General features: G+C 34.3%; 24 protein-coding genes. 12 read left to right on the plus strand and 12 right to left on the minus strand.

The annotated features are described in order from the left end of the window. Positions 1-279: 279 nt before the first annotated feature. The 9 genes from MOO45_RS04090 to MOO45_RS04130 all read left to right on the plus strand — a co-directional run bounded on the left by MOO45_RS04090 (position 280) and on the right by MOO45_RS04130 (position 8,151). A complete protein-coding gene (locus MOO45_RS04090) occupies positions 280-3,297 on the plus strand; it encodes a BspA family leucine-rich repeat surface protein (protein ID WP_249513699.1) in 3,018 nt (1,005 codons plus the stop codon). A gap of 448 nt (positions 3,298-3,745) precedes the next feature. Then, on the plus strand, positions 3,746-4,018 hold the full coding sequence (locus tag MOO45_RS04095) for a hypothetical protein (RefSeq protein WP_249513698.1): 273 nt from the start codon (positions 3,746-3,748) through the stop codon (positions 4,016-4,018). Further along, positions 4,000-4,650 carry a hypothetical protein gene (locus MOO45_RS04100; RefSeq protein ID WP_249513697.1) on the plus strand — a complete coding sequence of 217 codons (651 nt, stop codon included), beginning with the start codon at positions 4,000-4,002 and terminating at the stop codon, positions 4,648-4,650. Before MOO45_RS04095 ends, MOO45_RS04100 begins: the two co-directional genes overlap by 19 nt. Positions 4,651-4,658: 8 nt before the next feature. Continuing rightward, entirely contained in the window at positions 4,659-4,850 is a 192-nt protein-coding gene (locus MOO45_RS04105; protein WP_249513696.1) for a hypothetical protein, read from the plus strand. Positions 4,851-4,855: 5 nt separating this feature from the next. Then, on the plus strand, positions 4,856-5,188 hold the full coding sequence (locus MOO45_RS04110) for a hypothetical protein (RefSeq protein ID WP_249513695.1): 333 nt from the start codon (positions 4,856-4,858) through the stop codon (positions 5,186-5,188). Between the two features lie 73 nt (positions 5,189-5,261). Next, on the plus strand, positions 5,262-5,801 hold the full coding sequence (locus MOO45_RS04115; protein WP_249513694.1) for a hypothetical protein: 540 nt from the start codon (positions 5,262-5,264) through the stop codon (positions 5,799-5,801). A gap of 137 nt (positions 5,802-5,938) precedes the next feature. Continuing rightward, the gene (locus MOO45_RS04120; protein WP_249513693.1) at positions 5,939-6,484 is read left to right on the plus strand and encodes a TetR/AcrR family transcriptional regulator; all 546 of its coding nucleotides are present in this window, start codon (positions 5,939-5,941) and stop codon (positions 6,482-6,484) included. Positions 6,485-6,554: 70 nt separating this feature from the next. Further along, entirely contained in the window at positions 6,555-6,935 is a 381-nt protein-coding gene (locus MOO45_RS04125) for a hypothetical protein (protein WP_249513692.1), read from the plus strand. Positions 6,936-7,350: 415 nt separating this feature from the next. Beyond that, positions 7,351-8,151, plus strand: coding sequence for a 2-keto-4-pentenoate hydratase (locus MOO45_RS04130; protein ID WP_249513691.1), 801 nt, complete (start codon positions 7,351-7,353; stop codon positions 8,149-8,151). A 110-nt stretch (positions 8,152-8,261) separates the two neighbouring features. On the opposite strand, the gene MOO45_RS04135 is transcribed toward MOO45_RS04130, so the two are convergent. Beyond that, positions 8,262-8,900, minus strand: coding sequence for a DUF5067 domain-containing protein (locus tag MOO45_RS04135; RefSeq protein WP_249513690.1), 639 nt, complete (start codon positions 8,898-8,900; stop codon positions 8,262-8,264). Between the two features lie 18 nt (positions 8,901-8,918). Continuing rightward, on the minus strand, positions 8,919-10,097 hold the full coding sequence (locus MOO45_RS04140) for an MFS transporter (protein WP_249513689.1): 1,179 nt from the start codon (positions 10,095-10,097) through the stop codon (positions 8,919-8,921). A gap of 138 nt (positions 10,098-10,235) precedes the next feature. Here MOO45_RS04140 and MOO45_RS04145 point away from each other — a divergent pair, with 138 nt between their 5' ends. Next, a complete protein-coding gene (locus tag MOO45_RS04145) occupies positions 10,236-10,811 on the plus strand; it encodes a hypothetical protein (RefSeq protein ID WP_249513688.1) in 576 nt (191 codons plus the stop codon). 1,962 nt (positions 10,812-12,773) lie between these two features. Here the strand turns inward: MOO45_RS04145 and MOO45_RS04150 are convergent. Next, positions 12,774-13,349: a hypothetical protein gene (locus tag MOO45_RS04150; protein ID WP_249513688.1), complete on the minus strand. Its 576-nt coding sequence runs from the start codon at positions 13,347-13,349 to the stop codon at positions 12,774-12,776. 138 nt (positions 13,350-13,487) lie between these two features. Here MOO45_RS04150 and MOO45_RS04155 point away from each other — a divergent pair, with 138 nt between their 5' ends. Further along, positions 13,488-14,666, plus strand: a complete 1,179-nt coding sequence (locus MOO45_RS04155) for an MFS transporter (RefSeq protein WP_249513689.1) — start codon at positions 13,488-13,490, stop codon at positions 14,664-14,666. Positions 14,667-14,684: 18 nt separating this feature from the next. Beyond that, positions 14,685-15,323, plus strand: coding sequence for a DUF5067 domain-containing protein (locus tag MOO45_RS04160; protein ID WP_249513690.1), 639 nt, complete (start codon positions 14,685-14,687; stop codon positions 15,321-15,323). A 110-nt stretch (positions 15,324-15,433) separates the two neighbouring features. Here the strand turns inward: MOO45_RS04160 and MOO45_RS04165 are convergent, their stop codons facing one another. The 9 genes from MOO45_RS04165 to MOO45_RS04205 form a co-directional block, all read right to left on the minus strand. Beyond that, positions 15,434-16,234 carry a 2-keto-4-pentenoate hydratase gene (locus MOO45_RS04165; protein WP_249513691.1) on the minus strand — a complete coding sequence of 267 codons (801 nt, stop codon included), beginning with the start codon at positions 16,232-16,234 and terminating at the stop codon, positions 15,434-15,436. A gap of 415 nt (positions 16,235-16,649) precedes the next feature. Then, positions 16,650-17,030, minus strand: a complete 381-nt coding sequence (locus MOO45_RS04170) for a hypothetical protein (RefSeq protein ID WP_249513692.1) — start codon at positions 17,028-17,030, stop codon at positions 16,650-16,652. 70 nt (positions 17,031-17,100) lie between these two features. Next, positions 17,101-17,646, minus strand: a complete 546-nt coding sequence (locus MOO45_RS04175; protein ID WP_249513693.1) for a TetR/AcrR family transcriptional regulator — start codon at positions 17,644-17,646, stop codon at positions 17,101-17,103. Between the two features lie 137 nt (positions 17,647-17,783). Continuing rightward, a complete protein-coding gene (locus MOO45_RS04180) occupies positions 17,784-18,323 on the minus strand; it encodes a hypothetical protein (RefSeq protein ID WP_249513694.1) in 540 nt (179 codons plus the stop codon). Positions 18,324-18,396: 73 nt separating this feature from the next. Next, a complete protein-coding gene (locus MOO45_RS04185) occupies positions 18,397-18,729 on the minus strand; it encodes a hypothetical protein (RefSeq protein ID WP_249513695.1) in 333 nt (110 codons plus the stop codon). A gap of 5 nt (positions 18,730-18,734) precedes the next feature. Then, a complete protein-coding gene (locus tag MOO45_RS04190; protein ID WP_249513696.1) occupies positions 18,735-18,926 on the minus strand; it encodes a hypothetical protein in 192 nt (63 codons plus the stop codon). Positions 18,927-18,934: 8 nt separating this feature from the next. Beyond that, entirely contained in the window at positions 18,935-19,585 is a 651-nt protein-coding gene (locus MOO45_RS04195; RefSeq protein ID WP_249513697.1) for a hypothetical protein, read from the minus strand. Next, a complete protein-coding gene (locus MOO45_RS04200) occupies positions 19,567-19,839 on the minus strand; it encodes a hypothetical protein (protein ID WP_249513698.1) in 273 nt (90 codons plus the stop codon). The genes MOO45_RS04195 and MOO45_RS04200 overlap by 19 nt, the downstream gene beginning before the upstream one ends. Before the next feature lie 448 nt (positions 19,840-20,287). Further along, positions 20,288-23,305: a BspA family leucine-rich repeat surface protein gene (locus tag MOO45_RS04205; RefSeq protein WP_249513699.1), complete on the minus strand. Its 3,018-nt coding sequence runs from the start codon at positions 23,303-23,305 to the stop codon at positions 20,288-20,290. Between the last annotated feature and the right edge of the window lie 117 nt (positions 23,306-23,422).

The following is a 23,422-nucleotide window of genomic DNA, read 5'->3' on the forward strand; positions in this document are numbered from 1 at the left end:
GCTGATGAAAATCGGCTCTTTTTTTGGTTACAATTGTTCCACATCATACTTATACGGAGATTGTTATTGCTTATATATAATCTGGAAATTAATTAAATTGAAGATAAATTATTAAGTTAATTGCAAACTTTCAGCTGAGGGTTTAAGATGAAGATGATTTCGCAAACATATTATTAGCTAAAAGGATAATTAATATGTTAAAATGATAAGTTTTGTTTATTGAAAATCTGTAATCGTGATGGCGTCTTTGGTTAACATTAGTGAGAGGACAAGAGCCTGATGTTTAAAAAAGTTGTGAAAGTCGTTTTACTTTTAATTTTTGTCGGTAGCGTTTTCTTATTTAAAAGATTCATTTTATCCCAAGCTGCTAATGTTCAACCAACTGTCATGATTAATACCAAAAATAAAGATGTGGTTAATTTTTTACAAAAATTACAACAATTATCTGAGAATACAATCCAAGATCAGGAAGCAACAGATCAGCCTGACCAGCACCAATTGATTAGTACGAAAGTGTCTGCCGACATTCCAGCTACGGGTGTGAGCGGAACTGATGGAACTTGTGCATGGACTTTAGATGCAGCTGGTAATTTAACGATTAATAGCGGCACTTTAAATCAGAGTAATGATAGAGGTATTGGTTGGGACAGTGATCATTCTGGCTTTTATGCTTATAGAACGAATATTAAACAAATTGATTTTGCGGGTCCAGTCACTGCACCAGTTAATAGTCAATATTTGTTTCAGGAAATGTCAAACCTTGTATCATTTACCAATCTGTCTAATTTCATAACAAATCAGACTGTTGATACGTCTTATATGTTTTATGACTGTCGGGGGCTAATCAAATTGGATGTAAGTAATTTTGATACTAGTAATGTAACTAATATGTCTGGTATGTTTAGTAGTTGCAACAACGTAACTCATTTGGATGTAAGTAATTTTGATACTAGTAATGTAACTAATATGTCTGGTATGTTTAGTAGTTGCAACAACGTAACTCATTTGGATGTAAGTGGTTTTGATACCAGTAAAGTTACGAATATGTCTAATATGTTTAGTAATTGCCGCAATACTGATCTGGATGTAAGTAATTTTGATACTAGTAATGTAACTAGTATGTCTGGTATGTTTAGTAGTTGCAACAACGTAACTCATTTGGATGTAAGTGGTTTTGATACTAGTAATGTAACTAGTATGTCTGGTATGTTTAGTAGTTGCAACAACGTAACTCATTTGGATGTAAGTAATTTTGATACTAGTAATGTAACTAATATGTCTGGTATGTTTAGTAGTTGCAACAACGTAACTCATTTGGATGTAAGTGGTTTTGATACCAGTAAAGTTACGAATATGTCTAATATGTTTGATGGTTGCCGCAATACTGATCTGGATGTAAATGGTTTTGATACTAGTAATGTAACTAATATGTCTGGTATGTTTAGTAGTTGCAACAACGTAACTCATTTGGATGTAAGTGGTTTTGATACCAGTAAAGTGACTAATATGTCTTATATGTTTAGTATTTGTAGTCACTTAACTAGTTTAGATTTGAGTAATTTTGATACTAGTAAAGTGACTAATATGTCTTATATGTTTCAGGATTGTAGCAAATTGCCCAAGTTAGACGTCGGCAATTTTGATACTGGTAAAGTGAACTATATGTCTGGTATGTTTTCTATGTGTTATGGTTTAACTAAATTGGATTTGAATAATTTTGATACTAGTAAAGTGACTAATATGTCTAGTATGTTTACAGCTTGCAGTGGTTTAACTAAATTGGATTTGAGTAATTTTGATACCAGTAAAGTTACGAATATGTCTGATATGTTTGATAGTTGCACTAGATTAACTAAATTGGATTTGAATAATTTCGATACTAGTAAAGTGACTAATATGTCTGATATGTTTGATTTTTGTCCTAGTCTTTGGGGGATTCAATTTGGTTCGCAATTTATAATTCCATCCAATGTATCACCTTCTTTAGCTATGCCTACAATAGGTAATACTTTTATTGATAATGACAAAACCTATCTTGTCACTGCTGCTGCATGGCAAGATGTCGGCAATGGCAGTGACCATAAGCCTACGGGTCCTGTCTATGATAATAATCAATCACTTGTATCATCTTTAAGTTCGCCACACGCACCGTTTACTTATGTTTGGCAAAATGAGTTGCAGGATGTGAAGCCAACATTATCCAATGTATCGGTTACAGATGCAAGTACGAATCAAACTGGGACAACAACTTCCGCATTAACTTATTGTTATGATTCAGCGGTTGCTGAGTTGCCTAGTTTAACTGTGAGACTCGGGATTACCGATACCGATAGCACCAAATTTGATGTTTACTATGGTATTGATCCTGTAACCGCTATTACGGATGCTAAAGATATCGTGAATAATGCCAATTTTCATAAGCTTCCTGCGTCTGATTTGAACCCTGGTAGTTATTCGATCACCGATCAAACTGATTTATGCCAAGTAGCTCAACCTAAGTCTGGTGGCCATCGGTTAGTCTTTTATGCTGTGACCAAAGATGCCCAAGGCGAAGCTGTTAGCCCGGGGAAGATTTCACAGCCGATGACGATTACGACCAAAGAGAATCTTTACGCTAGATTGCATTATAAGAATTCAAACGGTGTTGTCATTAAAAGTGCTCAACCTGTTATTTTCGGAACTGCGGGTGATGTTATCAAAACTGACGGTTCTGACGATTTAATCCCTCCTTTTATTAGTCATAGGAACACTCGTTATCAACTCAGCACTGCTAATTCATTCCCTAAAATTGATGCTACGACCTCAGCTGGCATTTCTAAAAATAATCCTAAAGATTTAGATGTCCTTTATGACGTTGAGGGTGCGGTCACAGTTAATGCGCCGAGTCTTGATTTTGGTAAGGGGGTGCCTTTGGTTAAAAAGCAATATCACTTGCAGAAAGATTCCGCCGAAAAGTTAATTGTGACAGATACCACGGGAGCTCCTTGTTGGCAGCTATCGTTAGCGATCACACCTTTTTCAAGTGATAAGCAAAATCAAAGTATTGATGGAATTATGAATTATCAGCCTGTGGGCTTAATTGGCGCCAGTCCGATTCTGATTAGTCAATTTAATGAAACGGATGCTAATAATGTACAGACGGGTTCTGAATGTATTACCAATATTTCGAATGGTTGGTGGCAAGATAGTCAGCAAACGAGTGGTCCGATGCTAGATATTTCGAATCAATCTGCCGAGATTATACCTGGTAACTATCAAGCTACGGCGACTTGGTCGGTGGTCGATTCATTAAATTGATGGAAGCATCACGCATTATCATCGTGTTGTTCGGATTAATTATAGAATCTGTGGAAATCATAAGCCTTTTGAGCAGGCTAAATCTGGTCTGCTTAAAAGGCTTATTTAGTACGGCTTTTTAGTTAATAAAATTATTTTTTAATTTATTTTAACACTAACTTTAATAAACGAATGATTTAATTCTTTTAAAAGGAGAATACGATTTTAATGATCTGGATAGATATTTTTATGAAATAAACCAAATAGATAGATTCGAAAATGAAATGCCAGTTTATATAAATGATAAACGTAGGGATTTGTTAGAAAAGATAGCTCTAAGTAATACAACAGATTTAGAATTTGTGCGCCCTATCAAAGCTGATTTAGGAGTAATCCTTTCTAAGGAAGCGCTATTATATGAAACAAATCAGTTGCTTGCTAACAAGTGGACTACTGATCCAGAAACCGTATGAACCAAGATTTGGCTGAGAAAGCTGATCTGTTAGTTATCGGTTTGTTCCAAGATTTTACTGAGAATAAAATTTTAGAGCTGCTTAATTTTGCTGACCAGAAAGATATAAATATTTACTTTTTGTTAGGTCGAGATATGTCGTCTTTGTCTTGGCTAGTAGCCAAACAGTTTTTGAGAAAGAAAAATGTTCAGCAATTGCCTAATGGATTGTTTTCACATAAAAAAATGAATTCTTATCAGGATCAAACATCTTGGCAGATTTTACACTAAGCGGCTTAAATGCAGCGCTACCATATAATGGTCCTTTTGCTCCTTCAGTTGGTCATGCAGGACAATCCTTTTTTAAAGATGCCAGTAAAGCCATCAAAACCTCAGAGATTCAATGTCAAACCTTTTTCTTTTTATCCTGCAATAATTTAATTTTTAATGATACGAAATTATATGGACCAAGATACAATTTAGTACTCAATGCTATTGATGGTTATGCTTCGACCATAGTTGCCGCGATAGGTGTTCAATCAGCAGATAATCCGGAATTAGATTTAGTCATGAAGCACGCGGGAAATAAAAATATATCACGGATGTTAAATAAAAAATTGTCCGATGTGCAACCTTTTGTATCTATTATTCATGTGGGACTACCTGAAAATAGTGAAGTTGATGGAACAACATCCGCAGCTGTTAGGTTAACTCCAACCACAAAAATTATTTTATCTAGATTGTCGTCATATATTTCTTCCATGATGCTAGGACAAGAGCATTTAATTTATAAATTAGCAAAAAACATTTTGTTTGACTTTATGCAACGTACTCGGCGTGGAACTTTTGGTGTTTCTGATGCTGAAGCTAAAGATTTTGAATTGTCGTTGATCAATCGTGTGAACCCTTTTTCTAAAAAATAGCTGAATTAATGATGAATAATTCAGTAGATTCACTGCAAGAATTCGATAGTTATAATGTTTATCGTTCGGTTCTAGATAAGATGAGTATTCAAAAAATGCGCTGTGAATGTGGGAATGTAGCAACTTTTTGTCAGTATTTGCCAGAAGTTAATGGGATATTTCCGGTTGCTATCGTTGTGGTGATAAGACAACAGGAATGAAAAACATGTCTAATTTAAAATTTAGTTGTGATTCCTATAACAATGATGACTTAACGATCCATTATAGGATTGAAATTACCCCCAGTGAGAAGGGTGATATTTATTATGGGATACAACTGCCTAGTTATGTAGAACAATATTCTACAACACAGTTTAAAGTGACTCGAATCAAAATGAAAACACCGCAGACTAAAATTATTACTGGAGAGATTGCCTTTTCTGAGCAAACCCAGTTACAAAGTTATTATATGAAACTAATCATCGTTCAAAATGGAGGAATCCAAATCAGTAGAAGCTTTTTTAATTTGATTGAACCAAACAAAGCTAAACTAATTTGATGTACAATTTATTTTGGACGTTATGGGTAATGAATAATATTGTTAATATTTGTGTTGGGAGTGGTGATACATTATGTTATCTTTTGGTAGAAAACCACTATATCGACCGTTAATGGTTAGTTTTGTTATTAGTGCAGTTTGTGGTTTGTTTGTTGGTTCCGTGTTTAGATACGATTTGGGCTTTTTAACTTTTATCATTTGCTTTATTTTGGCTATTTTAAATTATGCCAGCAAGATTGATATTTTAGATGGTTTTTTAAAAATTAAGCGCCCAAAAATTTATTACTATGATATGAGTACTTTGACGAAACGTATTCTGTTAGTGATATTTCCGTTTAGGCGGCCGCAAAATATCGATCTAAGTTCTATTGCAGATTATCAATTGCAAGGTGACTATAATAAGTTTGAGGATATCAAATTACCCTTGACCATGACTACTGCTTATGGCCTCTTTTTTCCGGCTATCTTATCAATTAAAAATTCTATGGTTTTCAATTTGTATCTTAAGAATTCAAAAGTGATTGTTATTAATTTATCAATGGACTATGTTTACTATCCTGATGAATTTAGACAAAAGATAGATTCACTACAATCTTATTTGCCACGCAGATAGAGTGGTGAAAAATTGATGACAAAAAAAGTTACTTATTAATAATAAATTATTCCGAATTCAATTCAGTATTTTATAAAAAAATGCTGTATCGTAAAAGTATGTATTCAATATTTTTTTGTTAAGGAGATAGTGTTTCGATGGCCAAGTTAGATCCCCGAGTCCGGAAAACGAAATCAAGAATTCAACACGAGTTAGTATTGATGCTCAGTTATCAAGATATTAATGATATTTCTATTACTAAATTGTGTAATCAAGCGCAAATTAACCGTTCGACTTTTTACAAGCATTACGATTCAACCCTTGAAGTCTTGGAAGAAATTGAATCTGAAGTGATTCAAAAATTTGAAGAATATTTACGTCAACAACGTCGGAAGATTGATGTGTCCAATCGTGAACAAATGTGGACGATGTATTTACAGCTGTTGCAGTTTTATCAATCCAATCCAGACATGATTCAAGCTTTGTTTGTGTATCCGATCAATAAAACTTTCAAAGCAGATTTGCTCAATTTTTCGATTCAATACAATACTTATACGGATAGTTATTATCAACAAGCTTATACAATTGCGGGTGGCTTAGAGATGATTGAATTGTGGGTCAAGCGTGACTTTGATTTGTCACCGGAGCATCTTTGTCGGTTAATGATGGAGATGGGACCATTTCATGATGATTCTTCCAAGTAAAGTGCATTCTCAATTATTGTCTGCTATAATTTTCATTTAAATTATAAATTTGGTAAAGGGGTCTAGTCTTATGGAAATAGGCAGTTTAGCCGAGTGGATTACTGGCATTGCAGAGGTGGCGGCCGTGGTTGTAGCTCTATTTTTACCATCTTATCAGGCTCGCAAAGCGCGCAAAGTTAGTCAGCAGCGGATAATGAATTTAGTGCGCAGCTTGTTGAATGACTTATTGTCTAAAGTTAAAGCAACTCCGGATATGGATATTGCAGCGTCTGATGAATATAGTGATTTTCAAAAGCTAGTTTCCATCTTGGCAGTTACCGATGCTGATTTAGTCAATATTGATATTTTGCGACAAATTGAGGGCTTATTAACAGATAGCGATCGTGGAGATACAACCGAACAACTTGTCGTTAAAGTAGAAAACCTGATGAATAATTATCTGTCAAAATAGTGATTCACATCGTGTTGACTGATCTTTTCTTGACAAACACCAAATAATATTGTAAATTGCTCATAACAATTAAAATAAAATTAAGGCTCATGAAGGAAACTTTATCTTGTGGGTACAGTCAGCGAGTTGTCGGTTGGTGCAAGACAATCTGTCAAACAAGATTATGATCAGCCTAAAAGAGTGCAGTGCTGAAATTTAGTAAGCACTGCTGGTGGACAATCATTAACATGGATGCAAAATGAATACGTTTTGTAGAGTGGTATTTAAGCTGTTTAAATAACTAAAATAAGGTGGTACCGCGTTAATTGACGCCCTTAGCAAAAAATGCTAAGGGCGTTTTTTTAATTTAAGGAGGTGAGGCAAAATTTCAGATCTTGTTGGGATTAGTTTAGGAGCCAATTTAGGAGGAAAAAGGATGACCGATTTTAACGATTTAACAGACGACCAAATGAGTTTAGCAGAGAATTTATATCAAGCTTATGAAAATCATCAGCCGTTAGACCAAGCTAAATATGCAAAAGTTTTGGATGATGAGGATACGGCTTACCAGGTTCAACAATATTTAATGCAACTAAAAAATGAACCGATTGGTGGCTACAAGGTGTCTTTGACGAGTGAGGAAACTCAAAAAATGTTTGATTCTCAAAATCCGCTATATGGTGTGCAAGTAGTTAGTCATTTCGTACCATCACCTTCGCATTTTCGAACTTCACAACTGATGGATCCACTAGCCGAGGTGGAATTGATGTTTACAGCCACGCAAGATTTACAACCAAATGATAGCTTAGAAGATTTAATGCGAAAAACGACGATAGCCCCCGACATTGAGGTTCCTGATTCCCGTTTTTCGGATTGGTTTCCCGATTTGTCTAAGTACTTAGTGGTTGCTGACGCAGCTGTGGGCGGGTACGTTGTTTATGGCCGACAAGTTCCCACCACTCAAGCTTTTGCCTCAGTTGATGCCGTTACGCAAGTAACTTGTGAATTATTGCATGACGGTCAAACACTCAAGACAGGTGCTGCAACAGAAGTTTTGAGTAACCCATTGTTGTCTTTACAATGGTTGGTACAGAAACTGGCGGCTCAAGGTGTTCAATTTTTAGCAGGACAGCGTGTTTCCAGCGGAACTTTTTTGTTGCCGGAACGTGTCACTACAGGTCAATGGCAGGCCGAATTTAATCATGATTTAGGTGATGTAGAGTTGACAGTGCAGTAAATGCTAGATACTGATTTGTCCTGCGTTTATGTCTAAAGGTTTCTACAGTTTAAATCAAAAAAATATTAAAGGACTAACTTCGAAATTTAATCGATTTTAGTCCTTTTTTGTTAATTTTTATAATCCTGCAAGTTGATTTTATAAGAGGTTCCTACAGACTTACTATCCACGTTATGCATATCTTTTTTGGCAGTAGCAAAAACCGGATGCTTCTTATTATTTAATTCATAGCCCCGGACTACTTTGATGCTTTTACCAGGTAATAATTGAGCGTTTAAAGGTTTAACGTATTTTTGGTTATAGTCAGTAGCTTTACCAATATTTGTACTGGCATCTGCTGTTGAAGATCCATCTGAATTAATAGTGGGAAAGAGTGCCGCGGCAACATTAAAAACTGGCCTTAAGTCATAATTTGAACTGCTATTGCTTTGGTGGAAGTTCAGATAGTTTAATAAAGCTGACGGTTTAATTCGATGCTTCGATTTGTTTTGGATCCAGAAAGTAACGATTAAACCGTCGCTTTGAGTTTTGTTTGAATGGCCAACTTGGGTTTTTAAAATTTTGATTTTAGTTTGCCTATTTTCAAAAATTCCATTCTGAAAAGTGGTTGCGGACGGATGGTTTTGATCAGTAGATATATTGCCGCCAATGTCAAATTTCATACCACCAATCTCAAACTTTGAATCACATCCTGATAATAATATGGCTGATAATAAAGTAATGATGGTTAATTTGTGACCCTTATTCATATATATCTTTCTCCTTAATTATTGAACTTTTGAGGATTGTTTCCTGTTCACGTGATTTAACGCTAAGACTAAGACGAAGGTTACGACTGTAAAAACCACTCCGCCTGCCCCAATATCTTGGACTTTGAATTGTAGTGTGACAATGCCCCCTACGGCTGAACCCAACGAAATACCTAAATTTGAAAAAATCGAATTAATTGATGATGATAAAACGAGGCTTTGGGGATATTCTTTTTCTGCAATGCCCATTATGTGTAATTGAATAGGCGAATTAATTAAGTACATCAAAAAGCCAACACATAAAATATCAATGACCCCCAGCAATTGATTAGTTAATAACTTCGGCATGAATAGTAAAACGAAAAATTCGATAGCGTAATACCACGGCATTATTTTTAAACCGTGTTTATTTGCAATTTTGCCACTGAATTGATTACTTAATAATGACATCAAACCATAGGCAACTAATAAGAAGGTGATCGTTTGATGATTAAAGCCTAGAGTTTGGGACAAGATTGGCCGTAAATAAGTATAAAAAACATATACCCCTGCTAAGCTAAACATAATAATTCCAACACTTAAAAAAATTCGAGGATCTTTGAAAATTATAAATTGTTTCCAAACGGAATCTGCTTGTGTTTGATTTAATTGATGAGGTAATACTTTCATAATTAAAATTAGGGCGATAATGCTAAATAAAACAATCGTCACAAAAGTTATGCGCCATCCCCAAGTTGTACTAATCCAGGTACCTAGTGGTACACCGAAGACTGATGCAATACTGAATCCAGAAAAAATCCAGCTCACGAGCCAAGCTTTTTTCTCCATCGGGGCAATTTTGGCTGCGAAAGTCATGGCTAAAGAAACTAAAGAACCAGAAACTAGTGCTACAATGATACGAGAAATAACTAACCAACTATAATTAGGTGCGATAACGGTTACTAAGTTGCCTAAGATAAAGATGCCAATTAAAACTAGTAATGCGTGGTAGAGATTGTTCTTTAATAATGAAGTTATAACGGGCGTACTAAAAGCATAAACCAACGCAAAGATTGTTACTAACGACCCTGCAGTTGCCACGGTAACATTGAATTGATGTGCTAAATCATCCAAAATGCCAATAATGATGAATTCACTGAACCCTAAAACAAATGATAATAAAATCAAAGCCCAGCTTTGTAAGTAGAATTTTTTCATGCTATTCCTCGTCTTTTTACTAATATTAGGTTATAAAAAATTAAAGGTAGTTGTCAAATACATTTACTAATTATTTGATAAAATGTTTAATATTTATGTTCAAATTATTGTATTGGTCAGTAAGGAGATACTTCTACAATGGTAAAAGTTGATGCGAGAGTATGTAAAACTAAATTAAGAATTCGACATGAATTGGTAACGATGCTACAGCATCAAAATATTAATAATATTTCTATTACGAAATTATGTGATCAAGCGCAGATTAATCGTTCCACTTTTTATACACATTACAACTCAACGATTGAGGTTTTGGAGAAAATGGAATCAGAAGTCCTTCAAAAATCCAAGGAATATTTACGCCAGCAGCGTCAAACGTTTGATGTACGTGATCATCAAAAAATGTGGGTCATGTATTTGAAACTTTTAAATTTTTATAAGGCTAATCCTGATATGACTCGGGCTTTGTTTGTTTATCCTATTAATAAAAAATTCAAGACAGATTTGTTTAATTTTTCAGATCAATATAACACTTATACAGATAGTTATTATCAACAGGCTTATACGATTGCAGGTGGCTTAGAGATGATTGAATTGTGGGTTAAGCATGACTTTGATTTGTCTCCTGAGCGCTTGTGCAAATTGATGGTGGAGATGGGCCCCTCTTTAACGATAACGGTACCACTTATAATCGCTTTAATGAGCGGTCAAGAATAAGGGCCTGATCTATCAAGCGCCCGTTTTTATTAGCTATACGGATTCGCATGATACTTTTTTCGATCAAGCATTGACCAAGTTCAATAAAAATAATAAATGTAGAATCAGATGAATTGGCTAAGTTTAAGCTTTTTGTGTTTATCTGGCTTAAAAAAGTATAATTTATCAACAAATATTAAAACTATATAGATAGATTTTATAAATTACTATGGGCTTAAGAACTAAGTTAAAAAATACGATTTAATGATAGTTGCTGATGGTAATGTTTACTTTAAGGAAATCAAAGTAATACTTAGAAGTGAAGAATCTTATCGATTGTTATAAAACAGATTTTAAACAAAAAATATGTTTGAAGTATTGTCAACATATATCGATACGTGTTGGCAATTAATTATGTCATGAGGCAAGAGATCACATATCAAAATTCAAAAATTAGATAAAAGACCGGTTATTATTCTGCATGGCGAACTATCTTCTAAAGAGAAGCTGGATTAAAGTAAACGGCTTTTTTGTGACTTTTAAAGGGGATATTTTCATGTTAGTCTTTATCATTTTCCGCGATTTTGATAATAGTGTAGCTCAAGGAGTTAATGAAAATGATTTTATACGGATGGCTTCAGATTATTTTAAATCGAATCTGACGGATAATTATGTTAGTCGATTGATAAATTTCTAAACTGTTAAATTTAGTGTCTATTTTGTTAAGTAAAAACAATCTATATGAGAATAAACTTGATTATAATAAAGGTTTAGTATAGTGATTTAGCTTTCCGAAAGTATTCGCTGATTCTTTTTTAGTGTAGATTATAAAAAAAGTTAATAAAACTATAGTCTTATTGCTAAAAAAGCGGTGAATCTTTTATTTTATCTGGAATAGTTAGAGATATAGGACAATAAAAAAAGACGTGTCAAAATAACACAGTATATATATATATATACTGTGTGTCATAATAATACGAAAAATAAGAGTCCTATGAGCTATAGCTCATAGGACTCTTATTTTTCGTATTATTATGACACACAGTATATATATATATATACTGTGTTATTTTGACACGTCTTTTTTTATTGTCCTATATCTCTAACTATTCCAGATAAAATAAAAGATTCACCGCTTTTTTAGCAATAAGACTATAGTTTTATTAACTTTTTTTATAATCTACACTAAAAAAGAATCAGCGAATACTTTCGGAAAGCTAAATCACTATACTAAACCTTTATTATAATCAAGTTTATTCTCATATAGATTGTTTTTACTTAACAAAATAGACACTAAATTTAACAGTTTAGAAATTTATCAATCGACTAACATAATTATCCGTCAGATTCGATTTAAAATAATCTGAAGCCATCCGTATAAAATCATTTTCATTAACTCCTTGAGCTACACTATTATCAAAATCGCGGAAAATGATAAAGACTAACATGAAAATATCCCCTTTAAAAGTCACAAAAAAGCCGTTTACTTTAATCCAGCTTCTCTTTAGAAGATAGTTCGCCATGCAGAATAATAACCGGTCTTTTATCTAATTTTTGAATTTTGATATGTGATCTCTTGCCTCATGACATAATTAATTGCCAACACGTATCGATATATGTTGACAATACTTCAAACATATTTTTTGTTTAAAATCTGTTTTATAACAATCGATAAGATTCTTCACTTCTAAGTATTACTTTGATTTCCTTAAAGTAAACATTACCATCAGCAACTATCATTAAATCGTATTTTTTAACTTAGTTCTTAAGCCCATAGTAATTTATAAAATCTATCTATATAGTTTTAATATTTGTTGATAAATTATACTTTTTTAAGCCAGATAAACACAAAAAGCTTAAACTTAGCCAATTCATCTGATTCTACATTTATTATTTTTATTGAACTTGGTCAATGCTTGATCGAAAAAAGTATCATGCGAATCCGTATAGCTAATAAAAACGGGCGCTTGATAGATCAGGCCCTTATTCTTGACCGCTCATTAAAGCGATTATAAGTGGTACCGTTATCGTTAAAGAGGGGCCCATCTCCACCATCAATTTGCACAAGCGCTCAGGAGACAAATCAAAGTCATGCTTAACCCACAATTCAATCATCTCTAAGCCACCTGCAATCGTATAAGCCTGTTGATAATAACTATCTGTATAAGTGTTATATTGATCTGAAAAATTAAACAAATCTGTCTTGAATTTTTTATTAATAGGATAAACAAACAAAGCCCGAGTCATATCAGGATTAGCCTTATAAAAATTTAAAAGTTTCAAATACATGACCCACATTTTTTGATGATCACGTACATCAAACGTTTGACGCTGCTGGCGTAAATATTCCTTGGATTTTTGAAGGACTTCTGATTCCATTTTCTCCAAAACCTCAATCGTTGAGTTGTAATGTGTATAAAAAGTGGAACGATTAATCTGCGCTTGATCACATAATTTCGTAATAGAAATATTATTAATATTTTGATGCTGTAGCATCGTTACCAATTCATGTCGAATTCTTAATTTAGTTTTACATACTCTCGCATCAACTTTTACCATTGTAGAAGTATCTCCTTACTGACCAATACAATAATTTGAACATAAATATTAAACATTTTATCAAATAATTAGTAAATGTATTTGACAACTACCTTTAATTTTTTATAACCTAATATTAGTAAAAAGACGAGGAATAGCATGAAAAAATTCTACTTACAAAGCTGGGCTTTGATTTTATTATCATTTGTTTTAGGGTTCAGTGAATTCATCATTATTGGCATTTTGGATGATTTAGCACATCAATTCAATGTTACCGTGGCAACTGCAGGGTCGTTAGTAACAATCTTTGCGTTGGTTTATGCTTTTAGTACGCCCGTTATAACTTCATTATTAAAGAACAATCTCTACCACGCATTACTAGTTTTAATTGGCATCTTTATCTTAGGCAACTTAGTAACCGTTATCGCACCTAATTATAGTTGGTTAGTTATTTCTCGTATCATTGTAGCACTAGTTTCTGGTTCTTTAGTTTCTTTAGCCATGACTTTCGCAGCCAAAATTGCCCCGATGGAGAAAAAAGCTTGGCTCGTGAGCTGGATTTTTTCTGGATTCAGTATTGCATCAGTCTTCGGTGTACCACTAGGTACCTGGATTAGTACAACTTGGGGATGGCGCATAACTTTTGTGACGATTGTTTTATTTAGCATTATCGCCCTAATTTTAATTATGAAAGTATTACCTCATCAATTAAATCAAACACAAGCAGATTCCGTTTGGAAACAATTTATAATTTTCAAAGATCCTCGAATTTTTTTAAGTGTTGGAATTATTATGTTTAGCTTAGCAGGGGTATATGTTTTTTATACTTATTTACGGCCAATCTTGTCCCAAACTCTAGGCTTTAATCATCAAACGATCACCTTCTTATTAGTTGCCTATGGTTTGATGTCATTATTAAGTAATCAATTCAGTGGCAAAATTGCAAATAAACACGGTTTAAAAATAATGCCGTGGTATTACGCTATCGAATTTTTCGTTTTACTATTCATGCCGAAGTTATTAACTAATCAATTGCTGGGGGTCATTGATATTTTATGTGTTGGCTTTTTGATGTACTTAATTAATTCGCCTATTCAATTACACATAATGGGCATTGCAGAAAAAGAATATCCCCAAAGCCTCGTTTTATCATCATCAATTAATTCGATTTTTTCAAATTTAGGTATTTCGTTGGGTTCAGCCGTAGGGGGCATTGTCACACTACAATTCAAAGTCCAAGATATTGGGGCAGGCGGAGTGGTTTTTACAGTCGTAACCTTCGTCTTAGTCTTAGCGTTAAATCACGTGAACAGGAAACAATCCTCAAAAGTTCAATAATTAAGGAGAAAGATATATATGAATAAGGGTCACAAATTAACCATCATTACTTTATTATCAGCCATATTATTATCAGGATGTGATTCAAAGTTTGAGATTGGTGGTATGAAATTTGACATTGGCGGCAATATATCTACTGATCAAAACCATCCGTCCGCAACCACTTTTCAGAATGGAATTTTTGAAAATAGGCAAACTAAAATCAAAATTTTAAAAACCCAAGTTGGCCATTCAAACAAAACTCAAAGCGACGGTTTAATCGTTACTTTCTGGATCCAAAACAAATCGAAGCATCGAATTAAACCGTCAGCTTTATTAAACTATCTGAACTTCCACCAAAGCAATAGCAGTTCAAATTATGACTTAAGGCCAGTTTTTAATGTTGCCGCGGCACTCTTTCCCACTATTAATTCAGATGGATCTTCAACAGCAGATGCCAGTACAAATATTGGTAAAGCTACTGACTATAACCAAAAATACGTTAAACCTTTAAACGCTCAATTATTACCTGGTAAAAGCATCAAAGTAGTCCGGGGCTATGAATTAAATAATAAGAAGCATCCGGTTTTTGCTACTGCCAAAAAAGATATGCATAACGTGGATAGTAAGTCTGTAGGAACCTCTTATAAAATCAACTTGCAGGATTATAAAAATTAACAAAAAAGGACTAAAATCGATTAAATTTCGAAGTTAGTCCTTTAATATTTTTTTGATTTAAACTGTAGAAACCTTTAGACATAAACGCAGGACAAATCAGTATCTAGCATTTACTGCACTGTCAACTCTACATCACCTAAATCATGATTAAATTCGGCCTGCCATTGACCTGTAGTGACACGTTCCGGCAACAAAAAAGTTCCGCTGGAAACACGCTGTCCTGCTAAAAATTGAACACCTTGAGCCGCCAGTTTCTGTACCAACCATTGTAAAGACAACAATGGGTTACTCAAAACTTCTGTTGCAGCACCTGTCTTGAGTGTTTGACCGTCATGCAATAATTCACAAGTTACTTGCGTAACGGCATCAACTGAGGCAAAAGCTTGAGTGGTGGGAACTTGTCGGCCATAAACAACGTACCCGCCCACAGCTGCGTCAGCAACCACTAAGTACTTAGACAAATCGGGAAACCAATCCGAAAAACGGGAATCAGGAACCTCAATGTCGGGGGCTATCGTCGTTTTTCGCATTAAATCTTCTAAGCTATCATTTGGTTGTAAATCTTGCGTGGCTGTAAACATCAATTCCACCTCGGCTAGTGGATCCATCAGTTGTGAAGTTCGAAAATGCGAAGGTGATGGTACGAAATGACTAACTACTTGCACACCATATAGCGGATTTTGAGAATCAAACATTTTTTGAGTTTCCTCACTCGTCAAAGACACCTTGTAGCCACCAATCGGTTCATTTTTTAGTTGCATTAAATATTGTTGAACCTGGTAAGCCGTATCCTCATCATCCAAAACTTTTGCATATTTAGCTTGGTCTAACGGCTGATGATTTTCATAAGCTTGATATAAATTCTCTGCTAAACTCATTTGGTCGTCTGTTAAATCGTTAAAATCGGTCATCCTTTTTCCTCCTAAATTGGCTCCTAAACTAATCCCAACAAGATCTGAAATTTTGCCTCACCTCCTTAAATTAAAAAAACGCCCTTAGCATTTTTTGCTAAGGGCGTCAATTAACGCGGTACCACCTTATTTTAGTTATTTAAACAGCTTAAATACCACTCTACAAAACGTATTCATTTTGCATCCATGTTAATGATTGTCCACCAGCAGTGCTTACTAAATTTCAGCACTGCACTCTTTTAGGCTGATCATAATCTTGTTTGACAGATTGTCTTGCACCAACCGACAACTCGCTGACTGTACCCACAAGATAAAGTTTCCTTCATGAGCCTTAATTTTATTTTAATTGTTATGAGCAATTTACAATATTATTTGGTGTTTGTCAAGAAAAGATCAGTCAACACGATGTGAATCACTATTTTGACAGATAATTATTCATCAGGTTTTCTACTTTAACGACAAGTTGTTCGGTTGTATCTCCACGATCGCTATCTGTTAATAAGCCCTCAATTTGTCGCAAAATATCAATATTGACTAAATCAGCATCGGTAACTGCCAAGATGGAAACTAGCTTTTGAAAATCACTATATTCATCAGACGCTGCAATATCCATATCCGGAGTTGCTTTAACTTTAGACAATAAGTCATTCAACAAGCTGCGCACTAAATTCATTATCCGCTGCTGACTAACTTTGCGCGCTTTGCGAGCCTGATAAGATGGTAAAAATAGAGCTACAACCACGGCCGCCACCTCTGCAATGCCAGTAATCCACTCGGCTAAACTGCCTATTTCCATAAGACTAGACCCCTTTACCAAATTTATAATTTAAATGAAAATTATAGCAGACAATAATTGAGAATGCACTTTACTTGGAAGAATCATCATGAAATGGTCCCATCTCCATCATTAACCGACAAAGATGCTCCGGTGACAAATCAAAGTCACGCTTGACCCACAATTCAATCATCTCTAAGCCACCCGCAATTGTATAAGCTTGTTGATAATAACTATCCGTATAAGTATTGTATTGAATCGAAAAATTGAGCAAATCTGCTTTGAAAGTTTTATTGATCGGATACACAAACAAAGCTTGAATCATGTCTGGATTGGATTGATAAAACTGCAACAGCTGTAAATACATCGTCCACATTTGTTCACGATTGGACACATCAATCTTCCGACGTTGTTGACGTAAATATTCTTCAAATTTTTGAATCACTTCAGATTCAATTTCTTCCAAGACTTCAAGGGTTGAATCGTAATGCTTGTAAAAAGTCGAACGGTTAATTTGCGCTTGATTACACAATTTAGTAATAGAAATATCATTAATATCTTGATAACTGAGCATCAATACTAACTCGTGTTGAATTCTTGATTTCGTTTTCCGGACTCGGGGATCTAACTTGGCCATCGAAACACTATCTCCTTAACAAAAAAATATTGAATACATACTTTTACGATACAGCATTTTTTTATAAAATACTGAATTGAATTCGGAATAATTTATTATTAATAAGTAACTTTTTTTGTCATCAATTTTTCACCACTCTATCTGCGTGGCAAATAAGATTGTAGTGAATCTATCTTTTGTCTAAATTCATCAGGATAGTAAACATAGTCCATTGATAAATTAATAACAATCACTTTTGAATTCTTAAGATACAAATTGAAAACCATAGAATTTTTAATTGATAAGATAGCCGGAAAAAAGAGGCCATAAGCAGTAGTCATGGTCAAGGGTAATTTGATATCCTCAAACTTATTATAGTCACCTTGCAATTGATAATCTGCAATAGAACTTAGATCGATATTTTGCGGCCGCCTAAACGGAAATATCACTAACAGAATACGTTTCGTCAAAGTACTCATATCATAGTAATAAATTTTTGGGCGCTTAATTTTTAAAAAACCATCTAAAATATCAATCTTGCTGGCATAATTTAAAATAGCCAAAATAAAGCAAATGATAAAAGTTAAAAAGCCCAAATCGTATCTAAACACGGAACCAACAAACAAACCACAAACTGCACTAATAACAAAACTAACCATTAACGGTCGATATAGTGGTTTTCTACCAAAAGATAACATAATGTATCACCACTCCCAACACAAATATTAACAATATTATTCATTACCCATAACGTCCAAAATAAATTGTACATCAAATTAGTTTAGCTTTGTTTGGTTCAATCAAATTAAAAAAGCTTCTACTGATTTGGATTCCTCCATTTTGAACGATGATTAGTTTCATATAATAACTTTGTAACTGGGTTTGCTCAGAAAAGGCAATCTCTCCAGTAATAATTTTAGTCTGCGGTGTTTTCATTTTGATTCGAGTCACTTTAAACTGTGTTGTAGAATATTGTTCTACATAACTAGGCAGTTGTATCCCATAATAAATATCACCCTTCTCACTGGGGGTAATTTCAATCCTATAATGGATCGTTAAGTCATCATTGTTATAGGAATCACAACTAAATTTTAAATTAGACATGTTTTTCATTCCTGTTGTCTTATCACCACAACGATAGCAACCGGAAATATCCCATTAACTTCTGGCAAATACTGACAAAAAGTTGCTACATTCCCACATTCACAGCGCATTTTTTGAATACTCATCTTATCTAGAACCGAACGATAAACATTATAACTATCGAATTCTTGCAGTGAATCTACTGAATTATTCATCATTAATTCAGCTATTTTTTAGAAAAAGGGTTCACACGATTGATCAACGACAATTCAAAATCTTTAGCTTCAGCATCAGAAACACCAAAAGTTCCACGCCGAGTACGTTGCATAAAGTCAAACAAAATGTTTTTTGCTAATTTATAAATTAAATGCTCTTGTCCTAGCATCATGGAAGAAATATATGACGACAATCTAGATAAAATAATTTTTGTGGTTGGAGTTAACCTAACAGCTGCGGATGTTGTTCCATCAACTTCACTATTTTCAGGTAGTCCCACATGAATAATAGATACAAAAGGTTGCACATCGGACAATTTTTTATTTAACATCCGTGATATATTTTTATTTCCCGCGTGCTTCATGACTAAATCTAATTCCGGATTATCTGCTGATTGAACACCTATCGCGGCAACTATGGTCGAAGCATAACCATCAATAGCATTGAGTACTAAATTGTATCTTGGTCCATATAATTTCGTATCATTAAAAATTAAATTATTGCAGGATAAAAAGAAAAAGGTTTGACATTGAATCTCTGAGGTTTTGATGGCTTTACTGGCATCTTTAAAAAAGGATTGTCCTGCATGACCAACTGAAGGAGCAAAAGGACCATTATATGGTAGCGCTGCATTTAAGCCGCTTAGTGTAAAATCTGCCAAGATGTTTGATCCTGATAAGAATTCATTTTTTTATGTGAAAACAATCCATTAGGCAATTGCTGAACATTTTTCTTTCTCAAAAACTGTTTGGCTACTAGCCAAGACAAAGACGACATATCTCGACCTAACAAAAAGTAAATATTTATATCTTTCTGGTCAGCAAAATTAAGCAGCTCTAAAATTTTATTCTCAGTAAAATCTTGGAACAAACCGATAACTAACAGATCAGCTTTCTCAGCCAAATCTTGGTTCATACGGTTTCTGGATCAGTAGTCCACTTGTTAGCAAGCAACTGATTTGTTTCATATAATAGCGCTTCCTTAGAAAGGATTACTCCTAAATCAGCTTTGATAGGGCGCACAAATTCTAAATCTGTTGTATTACTTAGAGCTATCTTTTCTAACAAATCCCTACGTTTATCATTTATATAAACTGGCATTTCATTTTCGAATCTATCTATTTGGTTTATTTCATAAAAATATCTATCCAGATCATTAAAATCGTATTCTCCTTTTAAAAGAATTAAATCATTCGTTTATTAAAGTTAGTGTTAAAATAAATTAAAAAATAATTTTATTAACTAAAAAGCCGTACTAAATAAGCCTTTTAAGCAGACCAGATTTAGCCTGCTCAAAAGGCTTATGATTTCCACAGATTCTATAATTAATCCGAACAACACGATGATAATGCGTGATGCTTCCATCAATTTAATGAATCGACCACCGACCAAGTCGCCGTAGCTTGATAGTTACCAGGTATAATCTCGGCAGATTGATTCGAAATATCTAGCATCGGACCACTCGTTTGCTGACTATCTTGCCACCAACCATTCGAAATATTGGTAATACATTCAGAACCCGTCTGTACATTATTAGCATCCGTTTCATTAAATTGACTAATCAGAATCGGACTGGCGCCAATTAAGCCCACAGGCTGATAATTCATAATTCCATCAATACTTTGATTTTGCTTATCACTTGAAAAAGGTGTGATCGCTAACGATAGCTGCCAACAAGGAGCTCCCGTGGTATCTGTCACAATTAACTTTTCGGCGGAATCTTTCTGCAAGTGATATTGCTTTTTAACCAAAGGCACCCCCTTACCAAAATCAAGACTCGGCGCATTAACTGTGACCGCACCCTCAACGTCATAAAGGACATCTAAATCTTTAGGATTATTTTTAGAAATGCCAGCTGAGGTCGTAGCATCAATTTTAGGGAATGAATTAGCAGTGCTGAGTTGATAACGAGTGTTCCTATGACTAATAAAAGGAGGGATTAAATCGTCAGAACCGTCAGTTTTGATAACATCACCCGCAGTTCCGAAAATAACAGGTTGAGCACTTTTAATGACAACACCGTTTGAATTCTTATAATGCAATCTAGCGTAAAGATTCTCTTTGGTCGTAATCGTCATCGGCTGTGAAATCTTCCCCGGGCTAACAGCTTCGCCTTGGGCATCTTTGGTCACAGCATAAAAGACTAACCGATGGCCACCAGACTTAGGTTGAGCTACTTGGCATAAATCAGTTTGATCGGTGATCGAATAACTACCAGGGTTCAAATCAGACGCAGGAAGCTTATGAAAATTGGCATTATTCACGATATCTTTAGCATCCGTAATAGCGGTTACAGGATCAATACCATAGTAAACATCAAATTTGGTGCTATCGGTATCGGTAATCCCGAGTCTCACAGTTAAACTAGGCAACTCAGCAACCGCTGAATCATAACAATAAGTTAATGCGGAAGTTGTTGTCCCAGTTTGATTCGTACTTGCATCTGTAACCGATACATTGGATAATGTTGGCTTCACATCCTGCAACTCATTTTGCCAAACATAAGTAAACGGTGCGTGTGGCGAACTTAAAGATGATACAAGTGATTGATTATTATCATAGACAGGACCCGTAGGCTTATGGTCACTGCCATTGCCGACATCTTGCCATGCAGCAGCAGTGACAAGATAGGTTTTGTCATTATCAATAAAAGTATTACCTATTGTAGGCATAGCTAAAGAAGGTGATACATTGGATGGAATTATAAATTGCGAACCAAATTGAATCCCCCAAAGACTAGGACAAAAATCAAACATATCAGACATATTAGTCACTTTACTAGTATCGAAATTATTCAAATCCAATTTAGTTAATCTAGTGCAACTATCAAACATATCAGACATATTCGTAACTTTACTGGTATCAAAATTACTCAAATCCAATTTAGTTAAACCACTGCAAGCTGTAAACATACTAGACATATTAGTCACTTTACTAGTATCAAAATTATTCAAATCCAATTTAGTTAAACCATAACACATAGAAAACATACCAGACATATAGTTCACTTTACCAGTATCAAAATTGCCGACGTCTAACTTGGGCAATTTGCTACAATCCTGAAACATATAAGACATATTAGTCACTTTACTAGTATCAAAATTACTCAAATCTAAACTAGTTAAGTGACTACAAATACTAAACATATAAGACATATTAGTCACTTTACTGGTATCAAAACCACTTACATCCAAATGAGTTACGTTGTTGCAACTACTAAACATACCAGACATATTAGTTACATTACTAGTATCAAAACCATTTACATCCAGATCAGTATTGCGGCAACCATCAAACATATTAGACATATTCGTAACTTTACTGGTATCAAAACCACTTACATCCAAATGAGTTACGTTGTTGCAACTACTAAACATACCAGACATATTAGTTACATTACTAGTATCAAAATTACTTACATCCAAATGAGTTACGTTGTTGCAACTACTAAACATACCAGACATACTAGTTACATTACTAGTATCAAAACCACTTACATCCAAATGAGTTACGTTGTTGCAACTACTAAACATACCAGACATACTAGTTACATTACTAGTATCAAAATTACTTACATCCAGATCAGTATTGCGGCAATTACTAAACATATTAGACATATTCGTAACTTTACTGGTATCAAAACCACTTACATCCAAATGAGTTACGTTGTTGCAACTACTAAACATACCAGACATATTAGTTACATTACTAGTATCAAAATTACTTACATCCAAATGAGTTACGTTGTTGCAACTACTAAACATACCAGACATATTAGTTACATTACTAGTATCAAAATTACTTACATCCAATTTGATTAGCCCCCGACAGTCATAAAACATATAAGACGTATCAACAGTCTGATTTGTTATGAAATTAGACAGATTGGTAAATGATACAAGGTTTGACATTTCCTGAAACAAATATTGACTATTAACTGGTGCAGTGACTGGACCCGCAAAATCAATTTGTTTAATATTCGTTCTATAAGCATAAAAGCCAGAATGATCACTGTCCCAACCAATACCTCTATCATTACTCTGATTTAAAGTGCCGCTATTAATCGTTAAATTACCAGCTGCATCTAAAGTCCATGCACAAGTTCCATCAGTTCCGCTCACACCCGTAGCTGGAATGTCGGCAGACACTTTCGTACTAATCAATTGGTGCTGGTCAGGCTGATCTGTTGCTTCCTGATCTTGGATTGTATTCTCAGATAATTGTTGTAATTTTTGTAAAAAATTAACCACATCTTTATTTTTGGTATTAATCATGACAGTTGGTTGAACATTAGCAGCTTGGGATAAAATGAATCTTTTAAATAAGAAAACGCTACCGACAAAAATTAAAAGTAAAACGACTTTCACAACTTTTTTAAACATCAGGCTCTTGTCCTCTCACTAATGTTAACCAAAGACGCCATCACGATTACAGATTTTCAATAAACAAAACTTATCATTTTAACATATTAATTATCCTTTTAGCTAATAATATGTTTG

Source organism: Bombilactobacillus folatiphilus, from assembly GCF_023380265.1.
In the GTDB taxonomy this organism is placed as follows: domain Bacteria; phylum Bacillota; class Bacilli; order Lactobacillales; family Lactobacillaceae; genus Bombilactobacillus; species Bombilactobacillus folatiphilus.

What these genes read in the sequence shown, in the direction of transcription:
- MOO45_RS04090 (WP_249513699.1), top strand. Translation starts at nt 280, where the DNA reads ATGTTTAAAAAAGTTGTGAAAGTCGTTTTACTTTTAATTTTTGTCGGT.
- MOO45_RS04095 (WP_249513698.1), top strand. Translation starts at nt 3,746, where the DNA reads ATGAACCAAGATTTGGCTGAGAAAGCTGATCTGTTAGTTATCGGTTTG.
- MOO45_RS04105 (WP_249513696.1), top strand. Translation starts at nt 4,659, where the DNA reads ATGATGAATAATTCAGTAGATTCACTGCAAGAATTCGATAGTTATAAT.
- MOO45_RS04110 (WP_249513695.1), top strand. Translation starts at nt 4,856, where the DNA reads ATGTCTAATTTAAAATTTAGTTGTGATTCCTATAACAATGATGACTTA.
- MOO45_RS04115 (WP_249513694.1), top strand. Translation starts at nt 5,262, where the DNA reads ATGTTATCTTTTGGTAGAAAACCACTATATCGACCGTTAATGGTTAGT.
- MOO45_RS04120 (WP_249513693.1), top strand. Translation starts at nt 5,939, where the DNA reads ATGGCCAAGTTAGATCCCCGAGTCCGGAAAACGAAATCAAGAATTCAA.
- MOO45_RS04125 (WP_249513692.1), top strand. Translation starts at nt 6,555, where the DNA reads ATGGAAATAGGCAGTTTAGCCGAGTGGATTACTGGCATTGCAGAGGTG.
- MOO45_RS04130 (WP_249513691.1), top strand. Translation starts at nt 7,351, where the DNA reads ATGACCGATTTTAACGATTTAACAGACGACCAAATGAGTTTAGCAGAG.
- MOO45_RS04135 (WP_249513690.1), bottom strand. Translation starts at nt 8,900, where the DNA reads ATGAATAAGGGTCACAAATTAACCATCATTACTTTATTATCAGCCATA.
- MOO45_RS04140 (WP_249513689.1), bottom strand. Translation starts at nt 10,097, where the DNA reads ATGAAAAAATTCTACTTACAAAGCTGGGCTTTGATTTTATTATCATTT.
- MOO45_RS04145 (WP_249513688.1), top strand. Translation starts at nt 10,236, where the DNA reads ATGGTAAAAGTTGATGCGAGAGTATGTAAAACTAAATTAAGAATTCGA.
- MOO45_RS04150 (WP_249513688.1), bottom strand. Translation starts at nt 13,349, where the DNA reads ATGGTAAAAGTTGATGCGAGAGTATGTAAAACTAAATTAAGAATTCGA.
- MOO45_RS04155 (WP_249513689.1), top strand. Translation starts at nt 13,488, where the DNA reads ATGAAAAAATTCTACTTACAAAGCTGGGCTTTGATTTTATTATCATTT.
- MOO45_RS04160 (WP_249513690.1), top strand. Translation starts at nt 14,685, where the DNA reads ATGAATAAGGGTCACAAATTAACCATCATTACTTTATTATCAGCCATA.
- MOO45_RS04165 (WP_249513691.1), bottom strand. Translation starts at nt 16,234, where the DNA reads ATGACCGATTTTAACGATTTAACAGACGACCAAATGAGTTTAGCAGAG.
- MOO45_RS04170 (WP_249513692.1), bottom strand. Translation starts at nt 17,030, where the DNA reads ATGGAAATAGGCAGTTTAGCCGAGTGGATTACTGGCATTGCAGAGGTG.
- MOO45_RS04175 (WP_249513693.1), bottom strand. Translation starts at nt 17,646, where the DNA reads ATGGCCAAGTTAGATCCCCGAGTCCGGAAAACGAAATCAAGAATTCAA.
- MOO45_RS04180 (WP_249513694.1), bottom strand. Translation starts at nt 18,323, where the DNA reads ATGTTATCTTTTGGTAGAAAACCACTATATCGACCGTTAATGGTTAGT.
- MOO45_RS04185 (WP_249513695.1), bottom strand. Translation starts at nt 18,729, where the DNA reads ATGTCTAATTTAAAATTTAGTTGTGATTCCTATAACAATGATGACTTA.
- MOO45_RS04190 (WP_249513696.1), bottom strand. Translation starts at nt 18,926, where the DNA reads ATGATGAATAATTCAGTAGATTCACTGCAAGAATTCGATAGTTATAAT.
- MOO45_RS04200 (WP_249513698.1), bottom strand. Translation starts at nt 19,839, where the DNA reads ATGAACCAAGATTTGGCTGAGAAAGCTGATCTGTTAGTTATCGGTTTG.
- MOO45_RS04205 (WP_249513699.1), bottom strand. Translation starts at nt 23,305, where the DNA reads ATGTTTAAAAAAGTTGTGAAAGTCGTTTTACTTTTAATTTTTGTCGGT.